Below are 23,193 nucleotides of genomic sequence, written 5' to 3'. Positions count from 1 at the left end.
CTTATCTCTCAACACTTCCAAAGTTTGTAAATATTTTTGATAGTAAATTAGTACCTATCTTCTTACGTATTTTACTAAACACACTATAATCTGGTGTCGTCTTTGTAAGAGCAAAATCACAAAACCATTTGCCAGCATTACTATCAGCTAAATAACACTCTAATTCTCGATCAGATAAGTCTTCCATAAACTGTAAAAGCAAACATTTAAATAACCGTAATGTTCCATAGCCTTTATAATTAGCTTCAGTTTCTAGCACTAATAACTCTCTTTCAACTGCTTTAAAATTAAATAAACTTTTAAATCTACGATATTGATGATCTGTGCTAACTAATTCATCTAAACTGACCATTGTTATTTGATGCTCTGACATTTCTTTACTTTCTTATTTTTTTTATTACATTATAACCTCTTACTACTCATATCTCAACACTCCCATTATCTGTTATCTTATGATGAATATCAGCTTTAAAATTAAAATCAGATAATAATTGAAATTTTGTTTGATCATTAATATTAGAAATTAATAATGATATGAATATAAGCTCTTGATCTATATTCATATCTAGTAATTTCTTGTTCAAAATCTGGAAATCCATCGTATTATCTATTTTTATTGTAGCACTGGATTTAAGAAAAAGTTCAGCTAATTCTTTTTGCTGACCTAATATTGCACTATCTAGAGAAATTATTATTATTTTTAACATTAACATCAGCCCCGTATTTAATTAAAAGTTTGGCAGCTTCTATATTGTTAATACCTATTGTATGGTGTAAAATAGTATTCCCGTAATTATCTTTAGCATTAACATCTGCACCATGTTTAAGTAAAAGTTCGGCAGCTTTTAGCTGGTTATTATATATTGCACCATGTAAAGCAAAACCCCCAAAAGAATCTTTACTATTAATATCTGCGCCTTTTTTAAGTAAAAGATCCATAGCGTCAATATTTTTGTTAAGCATTGAGGTATATAAAGGAAAATGTCCAGAGAAGCTCTTTATTTCTAAATCAATATTAGTAGTATTTTCAAATAAAAATTTCATTTTATCTATTGAATTATCCGCCACTAAAAGATGTAAAATCGTTTGTCCGGAATTATCCTGAATATTAGGGCTAGCATTATGTTTAAGTAACAATGCAGCTCTATCCATATATCCTGTAAATAATGTATTGTATAATGCTGTTTCTCCACGCTCATTTTTATGTTCATCAATATTAACTCCACTTTTTAATAAAGCTTGAACTTCGCTAAGATTGCCGTAAGCGAGTTTTGGGAATAAATTATTTTTATTATAATAGCTCATCATATATTTTTCTCTTTTTTAAATTAGTTGAAATTATTATTTTCATATAATCTCTAACTAAATTTTAAAAAATTGAGAGATTAGAAATAATATAAAAATATTGAAGTGAGATTATATACAATATTTTTAATTTTTGCAAGTAATAATTAATTTTTTAACTATTTATCTAGATTTTGGATAAAACCAAACGAGGAGTAAACAGATTAGAAGACCGATATTTAAGAGTAGATTATACTCCGTCATAGAAATACCGAAGATTTTGATTGCGGGTTTCGTGCAGGAAGTGATTGGCTGCGAGTAGAACATTTGCTTGATATGTTGTATAGACAAGCCTTTCGGGATACGGATCATCGATGAGCAAAGAGCACTTGGTTGTACTATCCCTCTTTCTACGAAGCTATGATATATTGATAATATGCAAGAGCTAAGGATAGTTAGGAGAATAAATATTAAAGTATATTTGCTTAATTGTCTGATGATTAAAGCAGTTAAGCAAATTTTGATTAGCGTTAAATAGGGAAACCTTTCGTAAACGCATAAAGGGCAGGGTGTATAATGGAATATATATTCAGCAATATAAGCAGTAGCAAGTGCTATTATAGAAATTGCAATTAGTCCTAAATGTAGAACTTTATAGCTATCTTTTCTGATGTAATTTATAATAGTAGTAAATGGCATGGTTTTTTAAGGTTATGGTTAAGTATATGAATCTAATGTCATACCTCGGCTTGACCGGCTTTGTTGCATGGCTCAAAAACCCGCTCGGTGTCATACCGTGGCTTGTCCACGGTATCCAGTAAAACAACTAAAAATACTAAAATTATTAGTATTTTTAACTGGATCCCGTGAATAAATCACGGGATGACAAAGGCGAGGTCGAACCATGCAACAAGGCCGGCTTGACCGCGGTATCCAAAAAAACTAAAAAGACTGGATCCCGTGGTCAAGCCATGGGATAACATTAAAAAATTCAAGTGATATTTTACAAATAAATAAATTTAGTATATTGTTACTGATTATTAATTAAAGTGCAAGAAAAATAAATGTCAGAAATTTGGGAAGATGCTATTAAGTCAAACGCTTGGCCTTTTGTTGAGGCTAAGAAAATATTAGACAGCTTAAACGGTAAAGCTCCTGAAAAAAATTATGTATTATTTGAAACGGGTTATGGTCCTTCAGGTTTGCCTCATATAGGTACTTTTGGTGAGAATGCTCGTATGGTGATGGTGCAGAAAGCGTTTGAGCAATTATCCGATATAAAGACTAAGCTAATTTGCTTTTCCGATGATATGGACGGACTTCGTAAAGTACCGAGCAATATACCAAATCCTGAAATGGTAGCACAATATATGGATATGCCTCTTACTTCTATCCCTGATCCGTTCGGTGAATGTGAAAGTTATGGGCATTATATGAATGCAAAGCTTCGCTCATTTCTTGATAAATTCGGCTTTGAGTATGAATTTTATAGCAGTACTAACTGTTATAAAGCCGCTATGTTTGATGAAATGCTGATAAGAGTGCTAGAGAAATATGACGAGATAATGGAGCTGATGCTACCGACTTTTAGAGAAGAGCGAAAGGCTACCTATTCGCCTTTCATGCCTATATGCCCGAAAACAGGTAAGGTACTGCAAGTACCTATAGAGAAATGGGATGCTAAAGCAGGTACTGTTACATATAAAGACGAGGACGGTAATTATGTAGAAGTACCGGTAACGGGAGGGCATTGTAAATTACAGTGGAAACCGGATTTTGGTATGCGCTGGGCTGCTCTTAAAGTCGATTATGAAATGTACGGCAAAGACCATCTAGCAAATATTCGACTTTATTCGGAAATTTGCCGAATCCTAGGAGGCAAGCCGCCGGTGCAGCTATGTTATGAGCTATTTTTAGATGAAAACGGTGAGAAAATATCAAAATCAAAAGGTAATAGTATTAGCGTCGATGATTGGCTTAAATATGCTCCTGTTGAAAGCATGGCGTTATTTATGTATCAAAATCCGACTAGAGCTAAGCGTTTGTTTTTTGATGTAATACCTAAAAATGTTGATGAATATATTACTTTTAATCAGAAATATCATTTAGAAGAAGATAGGGCAAAGCGTTTTGCAAATCCAGTTTATCACATACATCACGGGAATGTACCGAAAATTGAGACTTTTGGTATTACCTATGCGTTGCTTTTAAATCTTACTTCTGTGTGTAATCCTTCCGATAAATCGGTACTTTGGGGATTTATTAGCAAATATGAGCCAAAAGCAACTCCAAAGACTAGTCCTTATCTTGACCACTTAGCAGAATTTGCTATAAGATATTATAATGACTTTATTAAAGCACATAAATCATATTTAGCTCCTTCTGAAAAGCATAAGGTTATTTTACAAGATATATTAGATATGTTATCTAGCATATCTGATCAAACCGAAGCTGAAGCGATTCAGAAAGCAATATATGATATAGGAATGAAAGCAGGATATGAAAATCTGCGTGATTATTTCAAGGATCTATATCAAATATTGCTTGGGCAAAGCGAAGGTCCAAGACTCGGAACTTTTATAAAGCTTTACGGGATACAGGAAATGAAGAAGCTGGTTGAAGGAAAGTTACTATGTCATACCGTGGCTTGACCACGGTATCCATAAAACAACCCAAACTATGTATCGTTTTAGTATTTTTAACTGGATCCCGTGGTTAAGCCACGGTATGACATCGAAAACAAATGAATGAAATTTTTTGTAGTACGTTACCTATTTTTTTAATTACGCTTCTTGGTAGTATTATCAAAAGTAAATGGTTAACTTCAGAAGAATTTTGGCGTGGTATTGAGAAATTATCGTATTTTGTACTATTTCCTGCCATGCTGTTTAATTATGTATCTACTGCTGACTTAAGCGTTGCATCGATAATTAAGTTAGTAGTGGCTCTTATTATTTCCACTATCCTTGTATCAATTGGTCTTATAATTTACCAAAAAAAATACAACATAGATAAAATCCAATTTACTTCCATTTTTCAAGGATCAATTCGTTATAATAGCTACATTTTTTTTGGAGTAAGTAGCCCGCTGTTTGGTCCTAGTGGGCTTTCTATTGTCGCCGTTATTTCTTCTTATATGATTATTTTTACCAATATTTTATCGGTAATGATTTTTGCTTATTATATCCCTAATAAATCCGTTACTAATACTATTAGAACTAGTTTTGTTTTAATGATAAAATTAATTGTGCGTAACCCTTTAATTATCGCAAGTTTAGTAGGGTTCGTTTTTAATTACTCAAATCTTGAATTACATTTAGGGCTTAAGAAAACACTAGACAGTCTTTCTAATGCTGCTTTAGCTATTGGTATGTTAAATGTTGGAGCAGGGCTTAATTTTACTATTAGGCGAGAGCTTTTACACAATGTAATGTTTACAAGCTTTATTAAATTAGTTGCATTTCCTCTAGTTAGCGTAATAGTATTATGGTTAATGTCAATTGAGGGGATAGATAGATCGGTAGGAATATTATATAGCTGTCTTCCATGTGCAAGTACGGCTTATGTTCTATCTCGTCAGCTTGACGGTGATCCTGATTCTATGGCGTCGATTATAACATTTACTACTTTTTTCTCAGTGGTTACTATATCAATTATTATGTATGTGATGGGGTAGGGACAGTGTCACCCCGTGGCTTGACCACGGGATCCAGAAAAAAAGTTTAAAAAGACTGGATACCGCGATCAAGTCGCGGTATGACACAAAACAAATAAATAAAACAGGAATTTCTAAAATGGATGAAATGAATAAAATAAATTATGCTGAAGCCCTTGAATATCATGAAAAAGATAAACCGGGTAAAATCGCTATTTCTGTAACAAAGTCTTTAGTTACTCAGCAAGATTTGTCGCTTGCGTATTCACCGGGTGTAGCTGCTCCTTGTCTTGAAATTGCTAAAAATTTAGAGGATGTATATAAATATACCGCTCGCGGTAATTTAGTTGCCGTAATTTCTAACGGTACTGCCGTACTTGGGCTTGGTAATTTAGGAGCGGCTGCTTCAAAACCGGTAATGGAAGGAAAAGCTGTACTGTTCAAAAAATTTGCTGATATTGATGCAATTGACTTGGAAGTGAATACGGAAGACCCTGAAGAATTTATTAATGCCGTGAAATATCTCAGTTATAGTTTTGGGGGTATTAATCTTGAAGATATTAAAGCTCCTGAATGTTTTATTATAGAAGAAAAATTAAAATCTTTAATGGATATACCGGTCTTTCATGACGATCAGCATGGAACGGCGATTATTACCGCCGCAGGGCTAATAAATGCAGTATATCTTACTAACCGCAAGCTTGAAAATCTAAAAATAGTAGTAAATGGGGCAGGGGCTGCCGCTATTGCTTGCATTGATTTATTAATTGCTCTTGGAGTCGATAAATCAAAGATTATTTTATGTGATACAAAAGGTGTTGTGTACAAAGGACGCCTAGAAGGTATGAATAAATGGAAAGAGCTATATGCAAGCGATACCAAGTTTAGAACTTTAGCGGAAAGCTTAAATAATGCAGATGTATTTATAGGGTTATCGGTAAAAGGGGCAGTAACTAAAGAGATGGTGAAAGGGATGGCAAATAATCCGATTATTTTTGCTATGGCTAACCCTAATCCGGAAATTACTCCTGAAGATATAAAGCTTGTGCGGGATGATGCAATTATAGCAACAGGGCGATCTGATTATAATAATCAGATTAATAATGTTATGGGATTTCCTTATATTTTTAGAGGAGCATTAGACGTAAGAGCGAGGACCATTAATACAGAAATAAAAATAGCAGCAGCAAAAGCTATTGCAGATTTAGCCCGTAGACCTGTACCGGAAGAGGTATATAAAGCTTACTCAGGGCGTAAGATGGTTTTCGGTAAGGAATACATCATTCCCGTACCGTTTGATTCTCGTTTAATTACCGTAGTAGCAGCGGCGGTTGCCGTTGCTGCAATAGAAAGCGGCGTTGCTAGGGTTAAAGATTTTAGTATAGGTAAATATAAGAAAGAATTAGGTAGCAGATTAAACCCTACTGCTAACTATATGAATTTCTTAGCTGAAAAAATTCATAATGCACCGCTTAAGCGGATTGTTTTTGCTGAAGGTGAAGAAGAAGAAGTAATTTCTGCTGCTCTTATGATGCGAGACGAGAAATACGGTCATCCGATTATAATTGGTCGTATTGAAAGAATTGAGGCTACGTTAAAAAAGATAGGTCAAGATATTAGCTTAGACGGAATTCAAATAATGAATGCAGCTTTAACTGATAGTTTAGAGAAATATATTGATTATTTATATAAAAGACTTCAGAGAAAAGGCTATTTATATCGTGATTGTGCTAAACTTGTTAAAACAGATAAGAATATTTTTGCTGCTTGTATGGTAGCTTGCGGTGACGGTGATGCTCTTTTAACCGGTGTTACTAAAAGCTATATCGATAGTTTAGAAGATATCATGAAAGTAATTTCGCCAAAATCTAATCGTAGAATCCTTGGCTATTCAATTATGATTGCTAAAGACAATAATATTATTATTTCTGATAATTGTATTACTGAATATCCAAACAGCTTAGAGCTTGCTCAAATAGCAACACAAACGGCAGAAATTGCTAAAAATATGGGAATCACTCCTCGTGTTGCGCTTCTTTCTTTTTCTAGCTTCGGTAATGCTTCTAAGGAAAAAACAGTTCGTATTCGTGAAGCAGTAAATATACTAGATAATTTTAGTAAAGACAAAGAAGAGCTGAGCGGCATGAAAGTAGATTTTGAATATGATGGAGAGATGTCGGTTAAGGTAGCTTTAGACGGTGATTTACGTAAATTATATAAATTTTGTAGATTATCAGGATCTGCAAATGTATTAATTATGCCTGGTTTAAATTCAGCGGCTATTTCTACTGAATTATTACAAGAATTTTCATCCAATAGCTTCATAGGTCCTATAACAAACGGTTTTGAAAAACCCGTTCAAATACTTCAAGCTACAGCAACAGCTAATGAAATACTAAAAATAGCAACTTTTGCTTGCGTTGAGGCTATAAAAGAGGTTTAAGAGGCTATCTATAAATAAATTTTAACCGATAATTTAATTTTTTTTGCTGCAAATTATAAGATTTTTTTGAAATATGAATAACTATTCTTGCAAAAATCTTATCAATTAGCCTCTAAAATTATATTGTTTGTTAATATCAATTTCTGAATAAAATCTTACAAGCCACAGTAACAGATAGTAAAATATTAAAAATTGCGACTTTTACTTGTGTTGAATCTATAAAAGGTCTTTAATTACTAGATATTTAATTAACTTGTGAGGGATAAAATGGACTCATTAGTAAAAAACGAAGTAGTTAAACTTTTTAATGATAAGCCAAAAAGCGGAATTGTAAGAATTAAAAAATGGTGTGCTGATAATAATAAAGATTTTGTAGAAGAAACTGCTAAATTTTTTTATGAGGAAAAAAGTAATCTAAATTTAGAGTTTGTAGGAGATTATCTTGGAACAGATGGAGGCGATAATAAAAAAGTATTAGAGAGTTTTACTAAGCAATTTGATTTTAAAGAAAAAGATTATTTAGAAAGTTTACGTGGGTTTTTACAATCATTTAAATTACCGGGCGAAGCTCAAAAAATAGATAGGTTAGTCGAAAGTTTTGGGACAAACTATTATGAACAAAATTTAAACGGTGAAATAAAAAGTAAGGATGCCGCATATATACTAGTTTACCAAACAATTATGCTTAATACCGACTTGCATAATCCTAGTATTGCCGAACCGAAAAAAATGACTTTTGAGCAATTAAAGAATAATTTAAAAGGTACTAATGAAAGTCAAAATTTTAATGATAATTTTTTGAAAAAGATATATGACGGAATAAAAGCCAAACCTTTCGTACTAAATTTTGTAGATAGTAGTCCTGGTTATGAGATAAATAATATAAGTTCGCAAAATGATCAAAATTTTAAAAAATTAAGTAAATTCTTAGAAGAAAAAAGAAATATTCAAGACGTCTTTGCTAAATTACAAAATAATAATTTAACGGCAGAATTTAAAAATCCTAAAACATTGCTTAATAAGTTTACCCGTTATGAAGGGAGTGTAATAGTTAAAGATGAGAAAGGCGATAAAGCAGAAATTCAAGTCTATAAACCAAGTGTATTTTCAAGATGGTTTTCAGGAGAAAAGTCTAAAATCATAATTTAGCCTTTAAGTGAAGAAGGAAAGCAGCCTTCAGAACAATCATTAAAGTTAGCAGCACAAATTACCGCAAGCTTTGAAACTAAAGTAACATCTATTAAAGCAACTTATGATTATTTAAAGGAAGATTTAAAGAGTCGGTATGAGAATATTAGAAATCCTAAAAAAGAATTAGAAAGAGCTAGTTCTATTGCAGAACTACATAAAAATATTAAAGAAATTACAGAAATTGTACAGCAAACAAATCAACAAATACCTGAAAAACCTTTGGCTTCTAAAGAGAGTTTTGAAGATCTCACACAAGCAGAGATAGGAATAAAGCCGGTAGAAATACTAATAAATAGTTCATCTCAACCAGTAGAAAAGCCAAAATTTAATTCTTTTATAGAAGAGTTAGCATGGAAGACTGCACAAAGAAAGCAAAATATTGATACTCCAATAAGTCAAAATAAAGAACCTAAAATCAAAACAGATAATCATGCAAAAATTTTAGAAGAATTAAAGCAAAAACAGAAAGAATTAGAAGATAAGAAAAAGGGGCTTGAAGAAAAAAAAGCTAATTCTAATATTACTAGAGAAGAAAGATGGAAAATTGTTGCAGAATTGGAATCTATTAATAATCAATTTAAAGCTATAGAAAAAGAACGTAGTACTATTAATAGTGTTTCAGATAGAGAAAAACAATTTAATAATAAAAATAACCCCTCATCGCCTACGAAAGGAGAACCGACAGCTGCAGATTTACAGCAACAAGGAGCATTAGCAGCTATAAAACGTATGAAAGAAGAGAAGATAAAGCAACAGCAAACAGAAGCTACTAATCAACCTTCAAAAAATACTTCAACTATGCCTAGCGGTACTATACCGGTGTCGCCTCCAATGCCTGGTAGTGGTCTTTCTGTTCCACCACCACCTCCTCCGTCAATTCCAAATATTGTAAAAGAAGAGGCGAAAGATATTGGTAAACAAATACCTCAGGAAAGAGATAAGAATAAAGAAGGACTGGCAAAAGCTATGGAAGCACAAAGAAAAAAAATAGAAAAACAAAACTCAGGAAGAGGAATGTAACTTGCTGCATGAATCAAAAAATAAGTTTGGTGTCATACCGTGGTCAAGACGGTGTTGTTGCATGGCTCGGTAAACCCCACTATGTCACCCCGTGGCTTGACCACGGGGTCCATAAAAACAATAAAAATATTAATAATTTAGTATTTTAAGCTGGATCCCACGATCAAGTCGCGGGATGACAACAGTGAAGTTAAGCCATACAACAACGCCGGTCAAGTCACGGGGTGACAGGAGTGAAATTGAAACAGCACCTTTACAAGAATAACTTAAGAATGGTTAAGGTGTCTTACAAAGCAACCATGTTTAGGCAATATTCATTATTAAATTCCTTTCTTCTTGATTCAATTAAAGAATCAACTAATGATATATTATCTTTATTTCTAGATTTTACTAGTGCTTGAAATTCTTTAATTTTATTTTTTAGAGGAATCAATGTTAATTCTTTATCAAGTATTAATATTTTAGGTTTCGGGGATAGGTCTAAGTTAAAATTATATATATACTTCGAGTAAATGAAGAGTTGGTATACGAAGTTCATCGAGTATACACCAGATATAAAATATTATAATTAAAACTACAATAGAAAAATATATTAAATTAATTTTCTTTCACACAGCTTAAAAAGTTTGTATCATATGATATTGTCACCAAAAGAAAATATTATATGTCTAATTCAGCTTTTTTAGTTGCATTTTTTACAACAATTATTCGTTATTATGATTATGCTCTATTCGGTTTATCGGCTAGTATTCTTGCACAAAATTTCTTACCTAATATAGAGCAGGATAAACAACTACTCGGTTTTTTTGCCATTCTTAGTGCAGCCGTTATAGTACGACCTTTAGGGTCTTTAATTTTTGGATTTATCGGAGATAAATACGGGCGTACTAAATCTATTAAGATATCAATGTTTATGAGTAGCATTTCTACCGGATTAATTGCTATTACTCCTTCCTTTGATATGATAGGTATTTTTGCTACGGTAATACTAACATTATGTCGAATGGTTTTTTTAGCAAGCCTTGCTGGAGAAGTTGACGGAATAAAGGTTTATGTAGCTGAAAAAACAGGAGATAATCGGAAAAATTTAAATATAGGAATAGTTTCATGCTGTAGCCAAATAGGTGCATTACTTGCGGCTATAGCTTATTATTATGCTAGCAATTCCGGTATCCTGTATCTATGGCGGTTTAATTTCTTTATCGGTGCAATATTCGGTTTATTTGCTATTTTGATGAGAAGTTTTTTTAAAGAAAGTAGTGAATTTTTATATTATAAAAGTACTATAGAGCTAAATTTAGAAAGGTTTAGACAAGATGAATTTAAGGAAGAGTCTGCGCAGCGTACAAAAGTACGTGAGCACAGACGAATGCCGCAAAATTCGCTTGTATTAAGCTTTCTAAATGACGCTCGGCAAATTATAAAAGATAATAAACTATCCTTTATAATAGCATTACTAATAAACGGTGCTATTGGAGGAGTGTATCATTTTTTAGTAATTTTTTTAGGAGTTTTTTTAACAAAGATAGCTTTTGTAAATCATCCTGAAATAAGATTTATGAATATAGCTCTTACTACTACTTATGGAATATCAGCCGTTTTTGCAGGGCTGCTTGCCGATAAAATAAACCCTTTAAGACAGATTACATGGGCTTTATTTGTTAGCATTATTGCTGCTTTAGGAATGCAAATAATGTTATACAAACAAATATTTAATATTCTCTATCCCGTTATATTAATAGGACTTGCAGCATTTTATGCAGTACCGCTACAAATTATTGTTCAATCTTTGTTTAAGACTAATGTTAAAATGAGGCTTTATAGTCTATCTCATTCTTTTGGAGGTATTATTCTATCCTCAACTACTCCTTTCTTTAGTATGTTGTTGTGGCAAAATTTTAAGTCACTATCTCTAACTTTAAGCTTTTTTATATTTTTGCTTATAATATTAATGAGTACAGTGTTGGTTTTACGTAGGATGTTATCCTTACATGGATACTAAATCGTCATTGCAAGTGACTAAAGGCTTTGTTGCATGGCTCAATTTCACCTCTGTCATCCCGTGGCTTGACCACGGGATCCAGTTAAAAATACTAAAATTATTAGTATTTTTTATTGTTTTTGCGGGAATGACATAAATGAGTCATACAACAGACTCAAAAACAAGAATAACATCAATTGTCTTAGATAACTCTTCCGTCTTTACTGCGACCTATAGGTTTTATGCTAGGGCTACTTGAAGATTTGGAGCTTTGCTGTGCCTGTGTTCCAATTTGCTTCACTTCTTTTGCTAAGTTTTCAAATTTGTCTTTTAAGTTTTTTGTATTGCCTTCTTTTATATGTGTATCTTCACTAGCTTCTATATAATTCTTAGTTTGCCTTTTAGGTGCATTATCTTTAGATTGAGCATGCTTAGAATGTTCTATTAAAAATTTTGTACGAGGTCTTATTAGTTCATTCTCTTTCCCTGTATCTTTCTGCTTTTCTTCCTCCCATTTATCCCATTCCTCCGGTGATGTCCAGTATCTTGTTATTTTACTATCAAAGCCTTTTTCAAATTTGTTTATTAAATTTTTGGTGTTATTCTCTTTAATTTCTTTACCTCGATTTTCAAACTCAAAATTTTTCTTAGGAGTTATATAGTCAGATTGAGTATTTTCATGTTGTTTTTCTACAGTCTGTTTCTTTTCTTCTGTCCAGTATTTTTCGATTTTGCTGTCAGAGTCTGCTTCAAATTTTGCTATTCTATCTTTTATACCGGTAACTGCTCCTGTAGATATTTTAGGTTGTTCTTGGGTTGATTGCTTAGTATGTTTCGGAGATGTATTTTTAGATAATTCATAAGTAAAAGATTCTAAACGAGATAAATTCTTTTGAACTTTTTCTATATTGGAATTTAAATATTCTATTTCGGGTCCTTTATATTCTATTATATTTTTTAATGTGGTATTAATTTCTACAAAAGATTCTTTAATCTCTTTATTAAACTTATCATCACTATTACTTATCTTACCACAATTAGTAGAAATTTTTTGGAGCTTATCTAATATATCGTTAATTCTCTCATCTTTTTGAGAAGTCGATACCATACTTGCTAAAAATTCGCTTCTTCCTAAATTTCTATTAACATTACTTAAATATAGAGGTATGGTAGAGGCTTTAGTGTAATCTTGTGGAAATTTATCTATCTCTTCTTTAAATCTCTTTAAGAACTTTATTGTATCACCGAATATAGGATGAGTATTCCAGGAAAGAGCAGGAGGAGTCGGTATTGCTTCCTGCATTGGAGATGTATCTTTAGCTAATTCATCATTAAATAAGTTACGTATTTTAGGTAATACATTATCGATATTAACCTGCTTTGGTGATGTATCTTTAGATAGTTTTTCATTTTGTAGCTCAGATATATAATCATCTACTGCTTCTTTTAATTTATCTAAAACGGCACTATTTTGGGAAGGAGGCAGCATTCCGGTGTCATCCCACTCTAAATCAGTATCAGTAGTTAGCATTCCGGTATTATCCCACTCTAAAGCGATATTATCGCTTCTACGATCCTCACGAGGATCACGTGAATTTTCGCTCTTTTCATATTCCTTAATTTCTTCAAATATACCTAGTGTTTTATAAATATTATCTATTTCTTCTTGAGTAAGTCTTTCATTGCTTACTTCTTTTTGTCGGATAGATTTTTGTAGTTCTTTTGTTGCCGTTAACTTATCTTTTGTTGTATTTGAATTTGATAAAATTTTCGCTTGTGCTAAATCAAGAGCTTCAATTAAATTAGTAGAGCTGCTTTTTCCAAATATGGTAGATAATTCTTCTTGACTTGAACCGATTCCTGAATCAATGGAAGAAGATCTAGAAACATTATTGGATTTAGGATTAATATTTGCCTGTTGTACATAAGATTTGCCGGCATCTATTAATATTTTATCAGTGAATTGTTCTAGTTCATTGAATGAGTTTTCTAGTTTTGCAAAAAGTTCTGTTGAGGAATGTACTATTGCCGGTGATAACTTAGGTATAGAATCTTCAGGTATAGTTTCTAAAGAAGGAGAATATTTACTTGTTTCTTTCTGTAGTACTGATTCATTTTACCTTATTAAATTTGATATATTTTTAAATTTATTTGCTAATTCTTCAGATAATATATCAATCTGGTTATTGTTATTACTTCCGGCATATAAGACTAGAGCATCCTTTATATTTTGCGAGATATTATCTGCATGATCTATTAATAACATCTTATATTGTAAATCTAATTCGCTTGAATTATTAGTATTACGGAAGTAATTTTTATTTACTGATATACTTTTGCTGAGTATATTTTTAGAAGCTTCTATAAGTTCTTTTTGCCCCTTCTCTTCTTTATTTTTTAACTCTTCAAATAAATTTTGTAAACCGTCTGAAAAATCTCCGGCATTATCAAGGTATAAAAATTTGCTTCTTATAATCTCTTGTGCTTTTTGATTGGAAGCTTGTTGAACTTTTTGTTTCTCTTGCATTACTCGTAGAATGATATTTTTATCTAATGAATTAATCACATCATAAAAATTTTTCATTTCATCTAATTTTTCTCTAGGTTCTTTTATTTTTTGTAATCTCTCTCTTAATTCTTGAAATTTATCCCATTCATGTTGTTCAAGAAAAAATTCCTCTATTTTTGTATTTTTAATATTAGGGCTTCCTCCGCTACTCAGGATTTTATTTCTAGCTGCCTGTAATCTAGATGATTGATGAGAGTTGATATTATTAATCAAATCTAAAATTTCTTTTGATGTCTTATTAAATTCTTCATTATTAGTTGGATTTTTGATTGTTTCTTGAACTACTTCCCTTAACTTTATTATTTCTTCTTTAAGGCTAAGCTCTACTTTTTGTTGACCGTGTGTTATAGCTTGTTCATTTTCTTGTGAGGCAAGTACTTTTTTATCTTGCTGTATATTTAAGCTCTTTTTCCCTACTTTCTGAACAACTTCTTCCATCAATTGCAATAGATTAATATTGCCCTTTATTTCTACTCGTTGCTCATTAGTGATCGGTAATGAATTACTTAGTTTTAATAATTCTGAAAAATCTGAAGGGGATACTAGGACATCAAGTTGAGCTTTCGTTTTTTTATCTTTTTCGTCTTCCTTAAAGCCTTCAACTTTACCAATACTAATAGGTAGATTTTTTAAATAAATTTCTTTACTAGCACCCTGTATATTTTTATTATTTGCTACTTTGAAGTTAGCTTGTTGCTGAGAAACATACGGTCCCGGCTTTCTAGGGTCTATTTTGTTTATTAGAGCTTCTATAAAATTAGTTGTACGTGTTATAGCTAGTTTATCTGTTTCTAAAATATTATTTAAATTAGTATTTTTTATTAAATAAAGATTTCTTATTAGCTGGTCTAATTCATTCTTATGTTTCATAATTTCCCTCTATTAATAAAAATAAACCAAAATGTAATACCATTTATGTTAAATTAACAATACTAATAATTAGTATTAATTCAATATTTTAAATCTTGTTGCATTTGTGCTTCAATATAATTTTATCATTTATTTTATCGTGTCAATGAGTTTTTTAACTCCCTCAACTGATTTGTCGAATAATGTTTTTTCTTCTTTAGTTAGCTGTAGTTCTACTACTTTTATGACGCCTTCTTTACCTATAATAATAGGTACTCCGACATATAAATCATTAACCCCATATTCACCTTGTAGATAAGCGGCACAAGTTAGAATTTGACGTTTATCTTTTAAATACGCTTCAAGCATTTCTATTGCTGAGGATGCAGGGGCATAATAAGCAGAACCTGTTTTAAGTAATGCAACAATCTCACCGCCGCCGTTTCTAGTACGATCGATTATTTTTTCAATATTCTCATTACTTGATAAGCCAATTTTTATTAGGTCGGGTATCGGTACGCCCGATATTGTAGAATATCTTGCAAGAGGTACCATTGCATCACCATGACCGCCGAGAACTATGCTATTAACATTGCTAACCGATACTTTAAATTCTTCAGCAAGAAAAAGATTAAATCTTGATGAGTCAAGTACGCCTGCCATCCCTATTACTTTATTATGAGGTAGTCCGCTTTCTTTAAGCATGACATATACCATAACGTCAAGCGGGTTGGTAATTACTATTACAAAGGCATCAGGAGCGTATTTTTTAACATTCTCTGCAACATTTTTCATAATACCGGTGTTAATACTAATTAAATCGTCTCTACTCATTCCTGGTTTTCTTGGTAAACCGGCAGTAATAATTATTGCATCAGATCCTTCAATATCTTTATAGTCGTTTGTGCCTTTTATTTTGATATCAGACCCGGCTATTGTACCGGCTTGCATGAGATCCAATGCTTTTCCTTGCGGTACTCCTTCAGCTACATCAAATAACACGATATCACCTAGTTCTCTAAGGCTAATTAAGTGAGCAAGCGTACCACCTATGTTACCGCTACCTATTAATGAGATTTTTGGATTTTTTTTCATTACTCCCTCTACAAATATTAAATATGCCTATTACTATATTACAAATAGATTCAAGAAAAAAGAATTTTTAAATTATATTGTTAATTGGTTAATTCATAAAAATTAACCATTCACATTGACTTTATTAAAATAGATTAATAAATGCTGAGTCGAAAATACCATAAAACATGGAATTTTAATAAAATAACTAAAAAAAGAAGATAACTATGCCTAAAATTTCTAAGTTAATAAATGTTTTTAAATCTTGTGTTGGAAAGGGAAGTAATACAAAATAATGTAAATCCGTTCCAGATGTATTTCACGATTTATGTGTTAGTATTAACAATAGCCTTAATAGCAAGAACAATAAAGATGTAAGCTTTGATACGGTAGATAGCCCAGAAAACAAAAGTACCCTACATCATGTAACTGACTTAGTAGACCTTAAAGAGTTACTTCAAAAAAATATTGATCCTAATATACAAGATGAGAATGGTTATACTGCTTTAGAGGTTACAGGTAATTTTGAAAAAGCCAAAATGTTACTTGAATATGGTGCTAGGTGCTACGGTGAATGACTATAAACAGATGGGTGAAGTATTATATTACTGTGGTCGTAACTCAGTAGAAAATAAAATTATTCTTTCACTATTAATGCATAATAATGCTAATACTAATTTTACAAAAGCAAATTTAGTAAGACAATGTAAAGAACCGTATGAAGAGGCAGAGCGGTTAATAAAACGAATTGAAAAAATAAAGGGCTTAATATATCAAAGTAAAGTAGAGACGTTAAGAGTATATGTTGATAGATTGCAGAACTTAAAAAATAAATATGAAGAAGCAAACCAAGATGTTTCAAAAATAATATTAGATTATATTGAAAATCAAGAGAGTGATAGTTTAAAAGCTAAACTTGTTACTACTTGTCAAAATCTAGGGTTAATCGAAGATTATTCGGAAATAGCTCAAGAAAATGCATTATATAAGTGCTTGGATGAGGCTTTTGATTTACTTGATCAAGGATTAATAGGAGAGGATGCTCAAATATAGTGGTTTAATTCATAGTATCAAGTAATTTTTGAAAGGTCCTTTATGTCCTTCCTAGCTTAGTGTTGTCCACATGGGCATAAAGTCGTCATTGTGAGGAGAGATTGTTGCGTAGACCGGTAAAACCTACTCGATGTCATTCCCGCGTGGCGTTGTTGCGTGGACCAACTTCACCTCTGTCATTCCGTAGCTTGACCACGGGATCCAGTTAAAAATACTAAAATTATTAGTATTTTTTGTTGTTTTTATGGATACCGTGGTCAAGCCACGGGGTGACACAGTGGGTTTTACCGGTCTACGCAACAACGCCTTCCCGCGTAGGCGGGAATCCAGAAAAAAAGGTATATATACAGCAAATTTTTGAAATTAAAAGCTCGATTTATCTCGCTTTATGCTGGATTCCCGCCTACGCGGGAATGACATTGGTATCCACGCAACAAGGCCTTGCGAGGAGCCGTAGGCGACGTGGCAATTCAGAAAAAGTAATAAAAATGCTAATTTATAGCATTTTTACTGGATTACTTCGTCAATTGCTATGCAATTTCCTCGTAATGACGGGATGGTATCTACGTAATAATGCCTTGAGAGAATGACATTGAACCATAAAACTATCAACGTTTTATCATCTTATTATATTGTTCCGATAAAACTTTTACGTCGTATAGCCATAATAGACATACGATTACAAAGCTAAACATCAATAAACCGGCTATGTCGTTATGTACGGCGTTTGGGAAAATACTAAAGGATATGAATTGAATAATAGCACCTATTGATTTACCGATTTTAGTACCCATAACATCAACGGCAGCTTTACCTTTGGTCTTCATTTCACTATCGAGCGGAATATATACCATTTCTTTAGTAGCATCAAAAAGTGAATATTTTACGGATTTAGAAAGTACATGCCAAAGTCCGCCGATAAAAACTATAACGACAAGAGGCGAACTATAGCCGAGAGTATTTATGATATTTCCTAGGTGATTTTCAAAAACCGTGAATGAAAAGAACATAACGCCTGCTCCAAACATCATAATCGGGGTTATAATAGCTCCCCAAAACCAGCCGCATATTCTAATTAAACTACTTCCTAAAAACGCATTAACTAATGTGAGTACTCCCGTCCAAAAAAACACTTCACCGTGATAGGATATAAAATCCTTTGTAGCAGGATAGAGTTGTTTTACTTTTGACATCCATAATCCTTCTATTAGGCTAATACTCATAGAATAAGACATTACAAGAAGACAAATAAAACCGAGATATCTAGAAGTTAATATTACTTTTGCACTTTCGACTAAGCTTAATTTTAATATATCCGTTCTTTGGTTTTTAAATTTAATATTTTTGTCTGCTTCTACGACTGATTTATCAATAAGTTTATGAAGAGCTAGACAAATTAATCCGGATATTAAAATAACCGTAATAAATGATTTTAAAAGGATTTCATTTGTATCGTTTAGATGAGAAAATAAAGGTAATAAGAAATGCTCACTCTTAGCAAAATAAATAATTACGGTTCCTGAGATGAGTAAATTAGTTTGTCCAAATAAAGTAAAAAATGAGTAAAATCTCGGTGCTTCTTCGACTTTAGTAATTTTATTTGCAAGCTGCCAATATAAAAGAGTAAATACTATAACGGGCCATAATTCTCCCATAATATAAAATAATACTAAACTCCACTGTCCCCAAATTATTAAAAACCATTTTAAGTGAGGAAGAACAGTGATATAGTGCTTAATTAATTCGGGATCGGGATGAAAAAACTCTCTGTACGGAAATAAAATAAAACCAAAAATTGTAAAGAAAAATAAAAAAGTACTGGTAATTATCCTAAAAACTTGCTCTGTTGTCATAATATTACAGAGTTTAGAATAAAGAATAACAAATAAAATTCCCATCGGCATTTCGCCCCAAAGTTTGATAAAACTCAATACTTCCGAGCTAATTAAGGTAATAACAAAACTATCTTTAATACTACGAACTAAGTTTTGATTAAGTAGAATAAAAAACATTAGTAAAGCCATCGGGATGAATTTGGTTAATTCATACGATCTAATCGGCCATACTATATGTCTAAATTTACTGTTTCTGGCTTTATTCCAAATTGTGAAGTTAGAATCCACGGCATCCATTGATTTACTATGAGCTTATTTTTTTTATTACCGGAGTGGATACTAGAGTCGTCATTGCGAGAAGAATTACGTAGTAATCAAGGCGAAGCAATCTCAGGAGTTTGTTATTATTTCATGAGATTGCCATGCAGCCTATGGCTGCTCGCAATGACGGAAAAACCGTTCCACGCAACAAGACTTTTGTAGGGATGACCCCCAACGTTTTTCAAAAACTGTCCGGCTATATTATTTTTTATGCAACCTAGACTATAATAAAAACTATGTCAAGATTTTTTAAAATAGTCTCATATATTGTTGTTAATTACATTTGTTATATTCAATCGCTGCTTTAATAAACTGAATAAATAACGGATGAGCTTCAAAAGGTTTAGATTTAAATTCCGGATGAAATTGTACTCCTACGAACCAACGAAGTCCAGGTAGTTCAATTATTTCTACAATTCCTTCATCTTTTGAAAAACCGCTAAATACTACTCCGTTTTTTTCAAAAATATTTTGAAATTCATTATTAAATTTATATCTATGACGATGTCTCTCGTTTATTTCAAGGCTTTTATAAGCATTAGCTGCAATGGTACTTGCAACCAAACTACAAGGATAAGAGCCGAGCCTCATAGTCTTTTTTACATTTTCAATTGTTATTTTTGAGTCTTCACAGTTTTTATTTATTTTCTCAATAATTTTTGTACCGTCTACTTTAAATTCTTCCGTTACTGCATCTTTAATACCGATTAAGTTCTGAGCTATTTCGATTGTCGCAAGTTGCATACCGAAGCATATTCCAAAAAAAGGTATGTTATTAGTGCGAGCATATGTTATTGCTGTAATTTTTCCTTTAGTTGCCCGTTCTCCAAATCCGCCCGGTACTAAAATCCCGTCTATATTTAATAATTTTTTATTAATATTCTCTTCAGTTAGATTTTCAGCATTTATCCATACTAAATCAATTTTGTATTTGTAATAAATACCTGCATGATCAAGTGCCTCTATTACTGATTTATAAGCATCTTTTAATTTATGATATTTAGCTATTATAGCAATTCTTACTTTTGAATTAGAATCTTTTAGCCTACCAATTATATCATACCATTTATCTAATTTGGATGGTACGACATTAATATTAAAAAATTTTAATACTTTATTGTCAAGACCTGAATTATGATACGCAATCGGTACTAAATATATATTTTTTTGATCTATTGCCGGAATAACATACTCAGATTCTGTATTACAAAATAAAGCTATTTTATCTATTTCGCTTTTTGAAATGTTACGTTCTGCACGACATACTAGTATATTAGGTGTAATACCTATAGCACGTAATTCTTTAACTGAGTGTTGGGTAGGTTTTGTTTTCAATTCACGGGCGGTTTTAACATAAGGTAATAATGTTAAATGAATAAATAAGCAATTTTCGCTTTTTAATTTGTTACCGATTTGCCTTATAGCTTCAAAAAACGGTAGACCTTCAATATCACCGACTGTACCGCCTATTTCACAAATAATAAAATCAAAGCCCTTGGTGTTTGAAAGTATAAAATCTTTTATTATATTTGTAACATGCGGGATGATTTGAACGGTAACGCCGGTGTAATTTCCTAAACGTTCATCTTTAAGTAATTTTGAGTATATCGCTCCTGTTGTGATGCTATCAAACTTGCATGAGGAAACTCCGGTAAAACGTTCATAATGTCCAAGATCTAGATCAGTTTCTGCTCCGTCATCAGTTACATATACTTCTCCATGTTCGTGAGGATTCATAGTCCCAGGGTCGACGTTAAGATAAGGGTCTAGTTTTCGTACGCAAACTTTAAATCCTTTCGCTTGTAATAGCATAGCAAGAGATGCTGCCGTTAGACCTTTACCAAGTGATGAAACAACGCCGCCGGTAACAAAAATGAAACGTACCATCATTTATTATAAACCTAGTTTACTAATATTTTCGTAAAATTTTACTGCTTTTTTAAAATCTTCTTCCGTATCTACGGAAATAGGAACATTCTCAACTAAACATGTACCTATAGTCATGCCGTTTTCAAGGACACGTAATTGTTCTAAACGTTCTGTTTTTTCTAAAAAAGTCGGCTTAAGAGATACAAATTTTTCTAAAGCGTTTTTACGAAAACCATACATGCCTACATGATATAAAAATTCTTCTGCACCGTTTGGAATAAGACTACGCGAAAAATACAATGCTTTCCCCGCCGAGTCAACCGCTACGGTAACATTACTACTAGCTTCTACTGATTCCCTATCTACCTTTACTACCGGTGTAACAATATCGTATTCGCTGTTTTTTAAATATTCTATAATTTTCAAAATAGAGCTAGGTTCAATGAAAGGCATATCTCCCTGTACATTAACTATGTAATTAATGTTTTGATTATTTGGAATTAATTTAAAAGCTTCATAAGTACGATCAGTACCGGTTGGGATAGCACTATCCGTGAATATTACTTTTCCTCCGACTTTTTTAATAATATTTGCTATCTCTTCCGAGTCGGTAGCAACATATGTATGCTCAAGGTTAGCCTGATTTACTTGTTTGAATACCCGCTCGATTAAAGTTATAGAGCCGATAAGCTGCAGCGGTTTTTGTTTAAGCCTAGTTGAACTTAGCCTTGAGGGGATAATTATAGCCACATCCTGATGCTGCATAAACTTCCTATATATTAAATTAAAAAATAATTGTTGACAGATTAGCCTTTTTCGGCGATAAAGTAAAACATAATTTTTGAATATATTCAATATTCGATGAATTTCAAAAATTTTGGCTACGTCGTCTTATAAAGTCTGCGGTACTCATGTATTAAGTATACGCTGCGTTCCTCGATTTATAGACTTCTTGCTCTTTTTGAAATTGATCTTCATATTGCTAATTACAATATATTTAAGAGCTCGTAGCTCAGTCGGTAGAGCATTTGACTTTTAATCAAAGGGTCCCGGGTTCGAATCCCGGCGAGCTCACCATACTTCTACACTGTGGGTTTGTAGCTCAGCTGGTTAGAGCACACGCCTGATAAGCGTGAGGTCGGAAGTTCAAGTCTTCTCAAACCCACCATTCAATCCACTAAGATCTACATTACATATTTAAAGAAGAATAAGAAATATTAGATTAATCAATAATTTCTTTATATAAATAACATTTTTTCTTAATGAGTCTTTTTAAGGGTAGGAAGAGGCTAGAAGGTAGATTATCAAGAGCAAACCACTGCCAGTTCTCTACCTTATGAGGCTCAAGGTTCTGTAATTCATGCTCATTTAAACAATGAGCTTTAAGGAAAATAGAGACATAATGCTTTTGCTCTTTTTCAAAGACATCGTTAGTCACCGCTATAAATTGTGGGTTTTCAATGATTAGATTTGTTTCTTCTAAAACTTCACGGATAGCACATTCTTCAAATGTTTCTCCAAATTCTAAATGTCCACCGGCAGCAGCATAACTAGACTCACCATGGGAACTAATACGTTTACCTAATAAAATTTTATTTCTATTATTAAAGATTAAAATACCGATACCGATGCGTGGGTGGTTAGTCATATATTAAGTAGCTCCGAGTAAATGAAAAGTCGATATACGAAGTTCTATCTATTGACTTAATTAATAGCTTACGTTAATTTTCAAATCAAATAAAAAATATTGCTTATTTAAATACTGTGAGCTATATGAATTCCATTGATGTATTTAGTATGAAGTATTTATAGTGATATTATACCTGTAATATTACTAAAAGGTTATTATGATAAATAAAGAAGATTTTGACTATGTATTTAAAATACTAGAACTACAAACAAATATATTAAATCTAAAGTTACAACAAGTAAAACTAGGCTATTACCGACGCAATACAACATTAAAAATTTTAGATTATAACCTCTTACTACTCATATCTCAACACTCCCATAATAAGAGTTTGTCTAAAGTGGCAAATGATAAACGAG

The 23,193-nt window shown here is 32.1% G+C and carries 27 protein-coding genes, 2 tRNA genes and 3 pseudogenes; 17 read left to right on the top strand and 15 right to left on the bottom strand.

Annotated elements, in window-relative coordinates:
* Position 1: 1 nt before the first annotated feature.
* From SB78_RS01820 to SB78_RS07660, 4 genes are all read right to left on the bottom strand, one after another.
* Positions 2–373 (bottom strand): transposase, encoded by a 372-nt coding sequence (locus tag SB78_RS01820; RefSeq protein WP_041078094.1) that lies wholly within the window; start codon positions 371–373, stop codon positions 2–4.
* 46 nt (positions 374–419) lie between these two features.
* Complete coding sequence (locus SB78_RS01815; RefSeq protein WP_041078092.1) at positions 420–707, bottom strand: hypothetical protein; 288 nt, start codon at positions 705–707, stop codon at positions 420–422.
* A complete protein-coding gene (locus tag SB78_RS01810; RefSeq protein WP_081420900.1) occupies positions 676–1,308 on the bottom strand; it encodes an ankyrin repeat domain-containing protein in 633 nt (210 codons plus the stop codon). The genes SB78_RS01815 and SB78_RS01810 overlap by 32 nt, the downstream gene beginning before the upstream one ends.
* Before the next feature lie 159 nt (positions 1,309–1,467).
* Positions 1,468–1,983 (bottom strand): disulfide bond formation protein B, encoded by a 516-nt coding sequence (locus SB78_RS07660; protein WP_081420899.1) that lies wholly within the window; start codon positions 1,981–1,983, stop codon positions 1,468–1,470.
* Between the two features lie 63 nt (positions 1,984–2,046).
* Between SB78_RS07660 and SB78_RS11900 the strand changes: the two genes are divergently transcribed.
* From SB78_RS11900 to SB78_RS11885, 8 genes and pseudogenes are all read left to right on the top strand, one after another.
* Positions 2,047–2,154: a proline/betaine transporter gene (locus tag SB78_RS11900; RefSeq protein ID WP_410524493.1), complete on the top strand. Its 108-nt coding sequence runs from the start codon at positions 2,047–2,049 to the stop codon at positions 2,152–2,154.
* 194 nt (positions 2,155–2,348) lie between these two features.
* Positions 2,349–3,935 (top strand): lysine--tRNA ligase, encoded by a 1,587-nt coding sequence (locus tag SB78_RS01805; RefSeq protein ID WP_041078090.1) that lies wholly within the window; start codon positions 2,349–2,351, stop codon positions 3,933–3,935.
* A complete protein-coding gene (locus SB78_RS11440; protein ID WP_277813940.1) occupies positions 3,901–4,035 on the top strand; it encodes a hypothetical protein in 135 nt (44 codons plus the stop codon). The genes SB78_RS01805 and SB78_RS11440 overlap by 35 nt, the downstream gene beginning before the upstream one ends.
* Positions 4,028–4,960, top strand: coding sequence for an AEC family transporter (locus SB78_RS01800; protein WP_041078088.1), 933 nt, complete (start codon positions 4,028–4,030; stop codon positions 4,958–4,960). Before SB78_RS11440 ends, SB78_RS01800 begins: the two co-directional genes overlap by 8 nt.
* 118 nt (positions 4,961–5,078) lie before the next feature.
* Complete coding sequence (locus SB78_RS01795; protein ID WP_041078086.1) at positions 5,079–7,382, top strand: NADP-dependent malic enzyme; 2,304 nt, start codon at positions 5,079–5,081, stop codon at positions 7,380–7,382.
* A gap of 267 nt (positions 7,383–7,649) precedes the next feature.
* A pseudogene (ralF, locus tag SB78_RS11895) lies at positions 7,650–8,615 on the top strand (T4SS guanine nucleotide exchange effector RalF); the annotation flags it as partial.
* A gap of 177 nt (positions 8,616–8,792) precedes the next feature.
* The gene (locus tag SB78_RS11890) at positions 8,793–9,593 is read left to right on the top strand and encodes a coiled-coil domain-containing protein (RefSeq protein WP_241773666.1); all 801 of its coding nucleotides are present in this window, start codon (positions 8,793–8,795) and stop codon (positions 9,591–9,593) included.
* A gap of 8 nt (positions 9,594–9,601) precedes the next feature.
* A complete protein-coding gene (locus SB78_RS11885) occupies positions 9,602–9,742 on the top strand; it encodes a hypothetical protein (protein WP_410524492.1) in 141 nt (46 codons plus the stop codon).
* Positions 9,743–9,879: 137 nt separating this feature from the next.
* Here SB78_RS11885 and SB78_RS01780 read toward each other — a convergent pair whose 3' ends face one another.
* Positions 9,880–10,131 carry a hypothetical protein gene (locus SB78_RS01780; RefSeq protein ID WP_041078084.1) on the bottom strand — a complete coding sequence of 84 codons (252 nt, stop codon included), beginning with the start codon at positions 10,129–10,131 and terminating at the stop codon, positions 9,880–9,882.
* Between the two features lie 126 nt (positions 10,132–10,257).
* Between SB78_RS01780 and SB78_RS01775 the strand changes: the two genes are divergently transcribed.
* Together SB78_RS01775 and SB78_RS09585 are read left to right on the top strand one after the other, a co-directional pair.
* The gene (locus tag SB78_RS01775; protein WP_041078082.1) at positions 10,258–11,595 is read left to right on the top strand and encodes an MFS transporter; all 1,338 of its coding nucleotides are present in this window, start codon (positions 10,258–10,260) and stop codon (positions 11,593–11,595) included.
* Entirely contained in the window at positions 11,585–11,731 is a 147-nt protein-coding gene (locus tag SB78_RS09585) for a hypothetical protein (protein WP_158510079.1), read from the top strand. The genes SB78_RS01775 and SB78_RS09585 overlap by 11 nt, the downstream gene beginning before the upstream one ends.
* Positions 11,732–11,776: 45 nt before the next feature.
* Here SB78_RS09585 and SB78_RS07650 read toward each other — a convergent pair whose 3' ends face one another.
* From SB78_RS07650 to SB78_RS11660, 3 genes and pseudogenes are all read right to left on the bottom strand, one after another.
* A complete protein-coding gene (locus tag SB78_RS07650) occupies positions 11,777–11,956 on the bottom strand; it encodes a hypothetical protein (protein ID WP_081420902.1) in 180 nt (59 codons plus the stop codon).
* Between the two features lie 147 nt (positions 11,957–12,103).
* A pseudogene (locus SB78_RS11665) lies at positions 12,104–12,481 on the bottom strand (hypothetical protein); the annotation flags it as partial.
* Positions 12,470–12,682 (bottom strand): annotated as a pseudogene (locus SB78_RS11660) (hypothetical protein); the annotation flags it as partial. The pseudogenes SB78_RS11660 and SB78_RS11665, both read right to left, overlap by 12 nt.
* Before the next feature lie 574 nt (positions 12,683–13,256).
* Here SB78_RS11660 and SB78_RS09580 point away from each other — a divergent pair.
* Complete coding sequence (locus tag SB78_RS09580; protein WP_158510078.1) at positions 13,257–13,421, top strand: hypothetical protein; 165 nt, start codon at positions 13,257–13,259, stop codon at positions 13,419–13,421.
* 269 nt (positions 13,422–13,690) lie between these two features.
* On the opposite strand, the gene SB78_RS01755 is transcribed toward SB78_RS09580, so the two are convergent.
* A complete protein-coding gene (locus tag SB78_RS01755) occupies positions 13,691–15,013 on the bottom strand; it encodes a hypothetical protein (protein ID WP_052458461.1) in 1,323 nt (440 codons plus the stop codon).
* Between the two features lie 129 nt (positions 15,014–15,142).
* Positions 15,143–16,087, bottom strand: coding sequence for a malate dehydrogenase (gene mdh / locus SB78_RS01750; RefSeq protein ID WP_041078080.1), 945 nt, complete (start codon positions 16,085–16,087; stop codon positions 15,143–15,145).
* 549 nt (positions 16,088–16,636) lie between these two features.
* On the opposite strand from mdh, the gene SB78_RS10580 reads away from it, so the two are divergent.
* Entirely contained in the window at positions 16,637–17,119 is a 483-nt protein-coding gene (locus SB78_RS10580; RefSeq protein WP_241773664.1) for a hypothetical protein, read from the top strand.
* A 123-nt stretch (positions 17,120–17,242) separates the two neighbouring features.
* Here SB78_RS10580 and SB78_RS09930 read toward each other — a convergent pair whose 3' ends face one another.
* Positions 17,243–17,419 (bottom strand): hypothetical protein, encoded by a 177-nt coding sequence (locus tag SB78_RS09930; RefSeq protein WP_199402697.1) that lies wholly within the window; start codon positions 17,417–17,419, stop codon positions 17,243–17,245.
* On the opposite strand from SB78_RS09930, the gene SB78_RS10360 reads away from it, so the two are divergent.
* The gene (locus tag SB78_RS10360; RefSeq protein WP_206743491.1) at positions 17,389–17,709 is read left to right on the top strand and encodes a hypothetical protein; all 321 of its coding nucleotides are present in this window, start codon (positions 17,389–17,391) and stop codon (positions 17,707–17,709) included. The genes SB78_RS09930 and SB78_RS10360 overlap by 31 nt on opposite strands.
* A gap of 18 nt (positions 17,710–17,727) precedes the next feature.
* Here the strand turns inward: SB78_RS10360 and tlc2 are convergent, their stop codons facing one another.
* Positions 17,728–19,251, bottom strand: coding sequence for a nucleotide exchange transporter Tlc2 (tlc2, locus tag SB78_RS01740; RefSeq protein WP_041078078.1), 1,524 nt, complete (start codon positions 19,249–19,251; stop codon positions 17,728–17,730).
* Positions 19,252–19,352: 101 nt separating this feature from the next.
* On the opposite strand from tlc2, the gene SB78_RS10355 reads away from it, so the two are divergent.
* Entirely contained in the window at positions 19,353–19,496 is a 144-nt protein-coding gene (locus tag SB78_RS10355) for a hypothetical protein (protein ID WP_206743490.1), read from the top strand.
* Between the two features lie 52 nt (positions 19,497–19,548).
* On the opposite strand, the gene SB78_RS01735 is transcribed toward SB78_RS10355, so the two are convergent.
* Together SB78_RS01735 and SB78_RS01730 are read right to left on the bottom strand one after the other, a co-directional pair.
* Positions 19,549–21,162: a CTP synthase gene (locus SB78_RS01735; RefSeq protein ID WP_041078096.1), complete on the bottom strand. Its 1,614-nt coding sequence runs from the start codon at positions 21,160–21,162 to the stop codon at positions 19,549–19,551.
* A gap of 6 nt (positions 21,163–21,168) precedes the next feature.
* Positions 21,169–21,909, bottom strand: coding sequence for a 3-deoxy-manno-octulosonate cytidylyltransferase (locus SB78_RS01730; protein ID WP_041078076.1), 741 nt, complete (start codon positions 21,907–21,909; stop codon positions 21,169–21,171).
* A gap of 236 nt (positions 21,910–22,145) precedes the next feature.
* Here SB78_RS01730 and SB78_RS01725 point away from each other — a divergent pair.
* Together SB78_RS01725 and SB78_RS01720 are read left to right on the top strand one after the other, a co-directional pair.
* Positions 22,146–22,221 (top strand) — tRNA-Lys (locus tag SB78_RS01725).
* A gap of 14 nt (positions 22,222–22,235) precedes the next feature.
* Positions 22,236–22,312, top strand: a tRNA-Ile gene (locus SB78_RS01720).
* Positions 22,313–22,366: 54 nt separating this feature from the next.
* Here the strand turns inward: SB78_RS01720 and SB78_RS01715 are convergent.
* A complete protein-coding gene (locus tag SB78_RS01715) occupies positions 22,367–22,792 on the bottom strand; it encodes a nucleotide triphosphate diphosphatase NUDT15 (RefSeq protein WP_041078074.1) in 426 nt (141 codons plus the stop codon).
* A 199-nt stretch (positions 22,793–22,991) separates the two neighbouring features.
* Between SB78_RS01715 and SB78_RS01710 the strand changes: the two genes are divergently transcribed.
* A partial coding sequence (locus SB78_RS01710) for a hypothetical protein (protein ID WP_041078072.1) occupies positions 22,992–23,193 on the top strand: 202 nt, incomplete at its 3' end.

The organism is Rickettsia asembonensis, from assembly GCF_000828125.2.
Classification (GTDB): Bacteria; Pseudomonadota; Alphaproteobacteria; order Rickettsiales; family Rickettsiaceae; genus Rickettsia; species Rickettsia asembonensis.
Note: the sequence above shows the minus strand (reverse complement) of the source record. Positions and strands in the feature narration are given on the sequence as shown.

Coding starts and splice junctions, on each gene's coding strand:
- SB78_RS01780 (WP_041078084.1), bottom strand. CDS start 10,131: ATGAACTTCGTATACCAACTCTTCATTTACTCGAAGTATATATATAAT.
- SB78_RS01805 (WP_041078090.1), top strand. CDS start 2,349: ATGTCAGAAATTTGGGAAGATGCTATTAAGTCAAACGCTTGGCCTTTT.
- SB78_RS01730 (WP_041078076.1), bottom strand. CDS start 21,909: ATGCAGCATCAGGATGTGGCTATAATTATCCCCTCAAGGCTAAGTTCA.
- SB78_RS01820 (WP_041078094.1), bottom strand. CDS start 373: ATGTCAGAGCATCAAATAACAATGGTCAGTTTAGATGAATTAGTTAGC.
- SB78_RS01775 (WP_041078082.1), top strand. CDS start 10,258: ATGTCTAATTCAGCTTTTTTAGTTGCATTTTTTACAACAATTATTCGT.
- SB78_RS01810 (WP_081420900.1), bottom strand. CDS start 1,308: ATGATGAGCTATTATAATAAAAATAATTTATTCCCAAAACTCGCTTAC.
- SB78_RS07660 (WP_081420899.1), bottom strand. CDS start 1,983: ATGCCATTTACTACTATTATAAATTACATCAGAAAAGATAGCTATAAA.
- SB78_RS09585 (WP_158510079.1), top strand. CDS start 11,585: ATGGATACTAAATCGTCATTGCAAGTGACTAAAGGCTTTGTTGCATGG.
- SB78_RS01815 (WP_041078092.1), bottom strand. CDS start 707: ATGTTAAAAATAATAATAATTTCTCTAGATAGTGCAATATTAGGTCAG.
- SB78_RS01800 (WP_041078088.1), top strand. CDS start 4,028: ATGAATGAAATTTTTTGTAGTACGTTACCTATTTTTTTAATTACGCTT.
- SB78_RS01795 (WP_041078086.1), top strand. CDS start 5,079: ATGGATGAAATGAATAAAATAAATTATGCTGAAGCCCTTGAATATCAT.
- SB78_RS11885 (WP_410524492.1), top strand. CDS start 9,602: ATGAATCAAAAAATAAGTTTGGTGTCATACCGTGGTCAAGACGGTGTT.
- SB78_RS01715 (WP_041078074.1), bottom strand. CDS start 22,792: ATGACTAACCACCCACGCATCGGTATCGGTATTTTAATCTTTAATAAT.
- mdh (WP_041078080.1), bottom strand. CDS start 16,087: ATGAAAAAAAATCCAAAAATCTCATTAATAGGTAGCGGTAACATAGGT.
- SB78_RS01735 (WP_041078096.1), bottom strand. CDS start 21,162: ATGGTACGTTTCATTTTTGTTACCGGCGGCGTTGTTTCATCACTTGGT.
- tlc2 (WP_041078078.1), bottom strand. CDS start 19,251: ATGGATGCCGTGGATTCTAACTTCACAATTTGGAATAAAGCCAGAAAC.
- SB78_RS01755 (WP_052458461.1), bottom strand. CDS start 15,013: ATGAAACATAAGAATGAATTAGACCAGCTAATAAGAAATCTTTATTTA.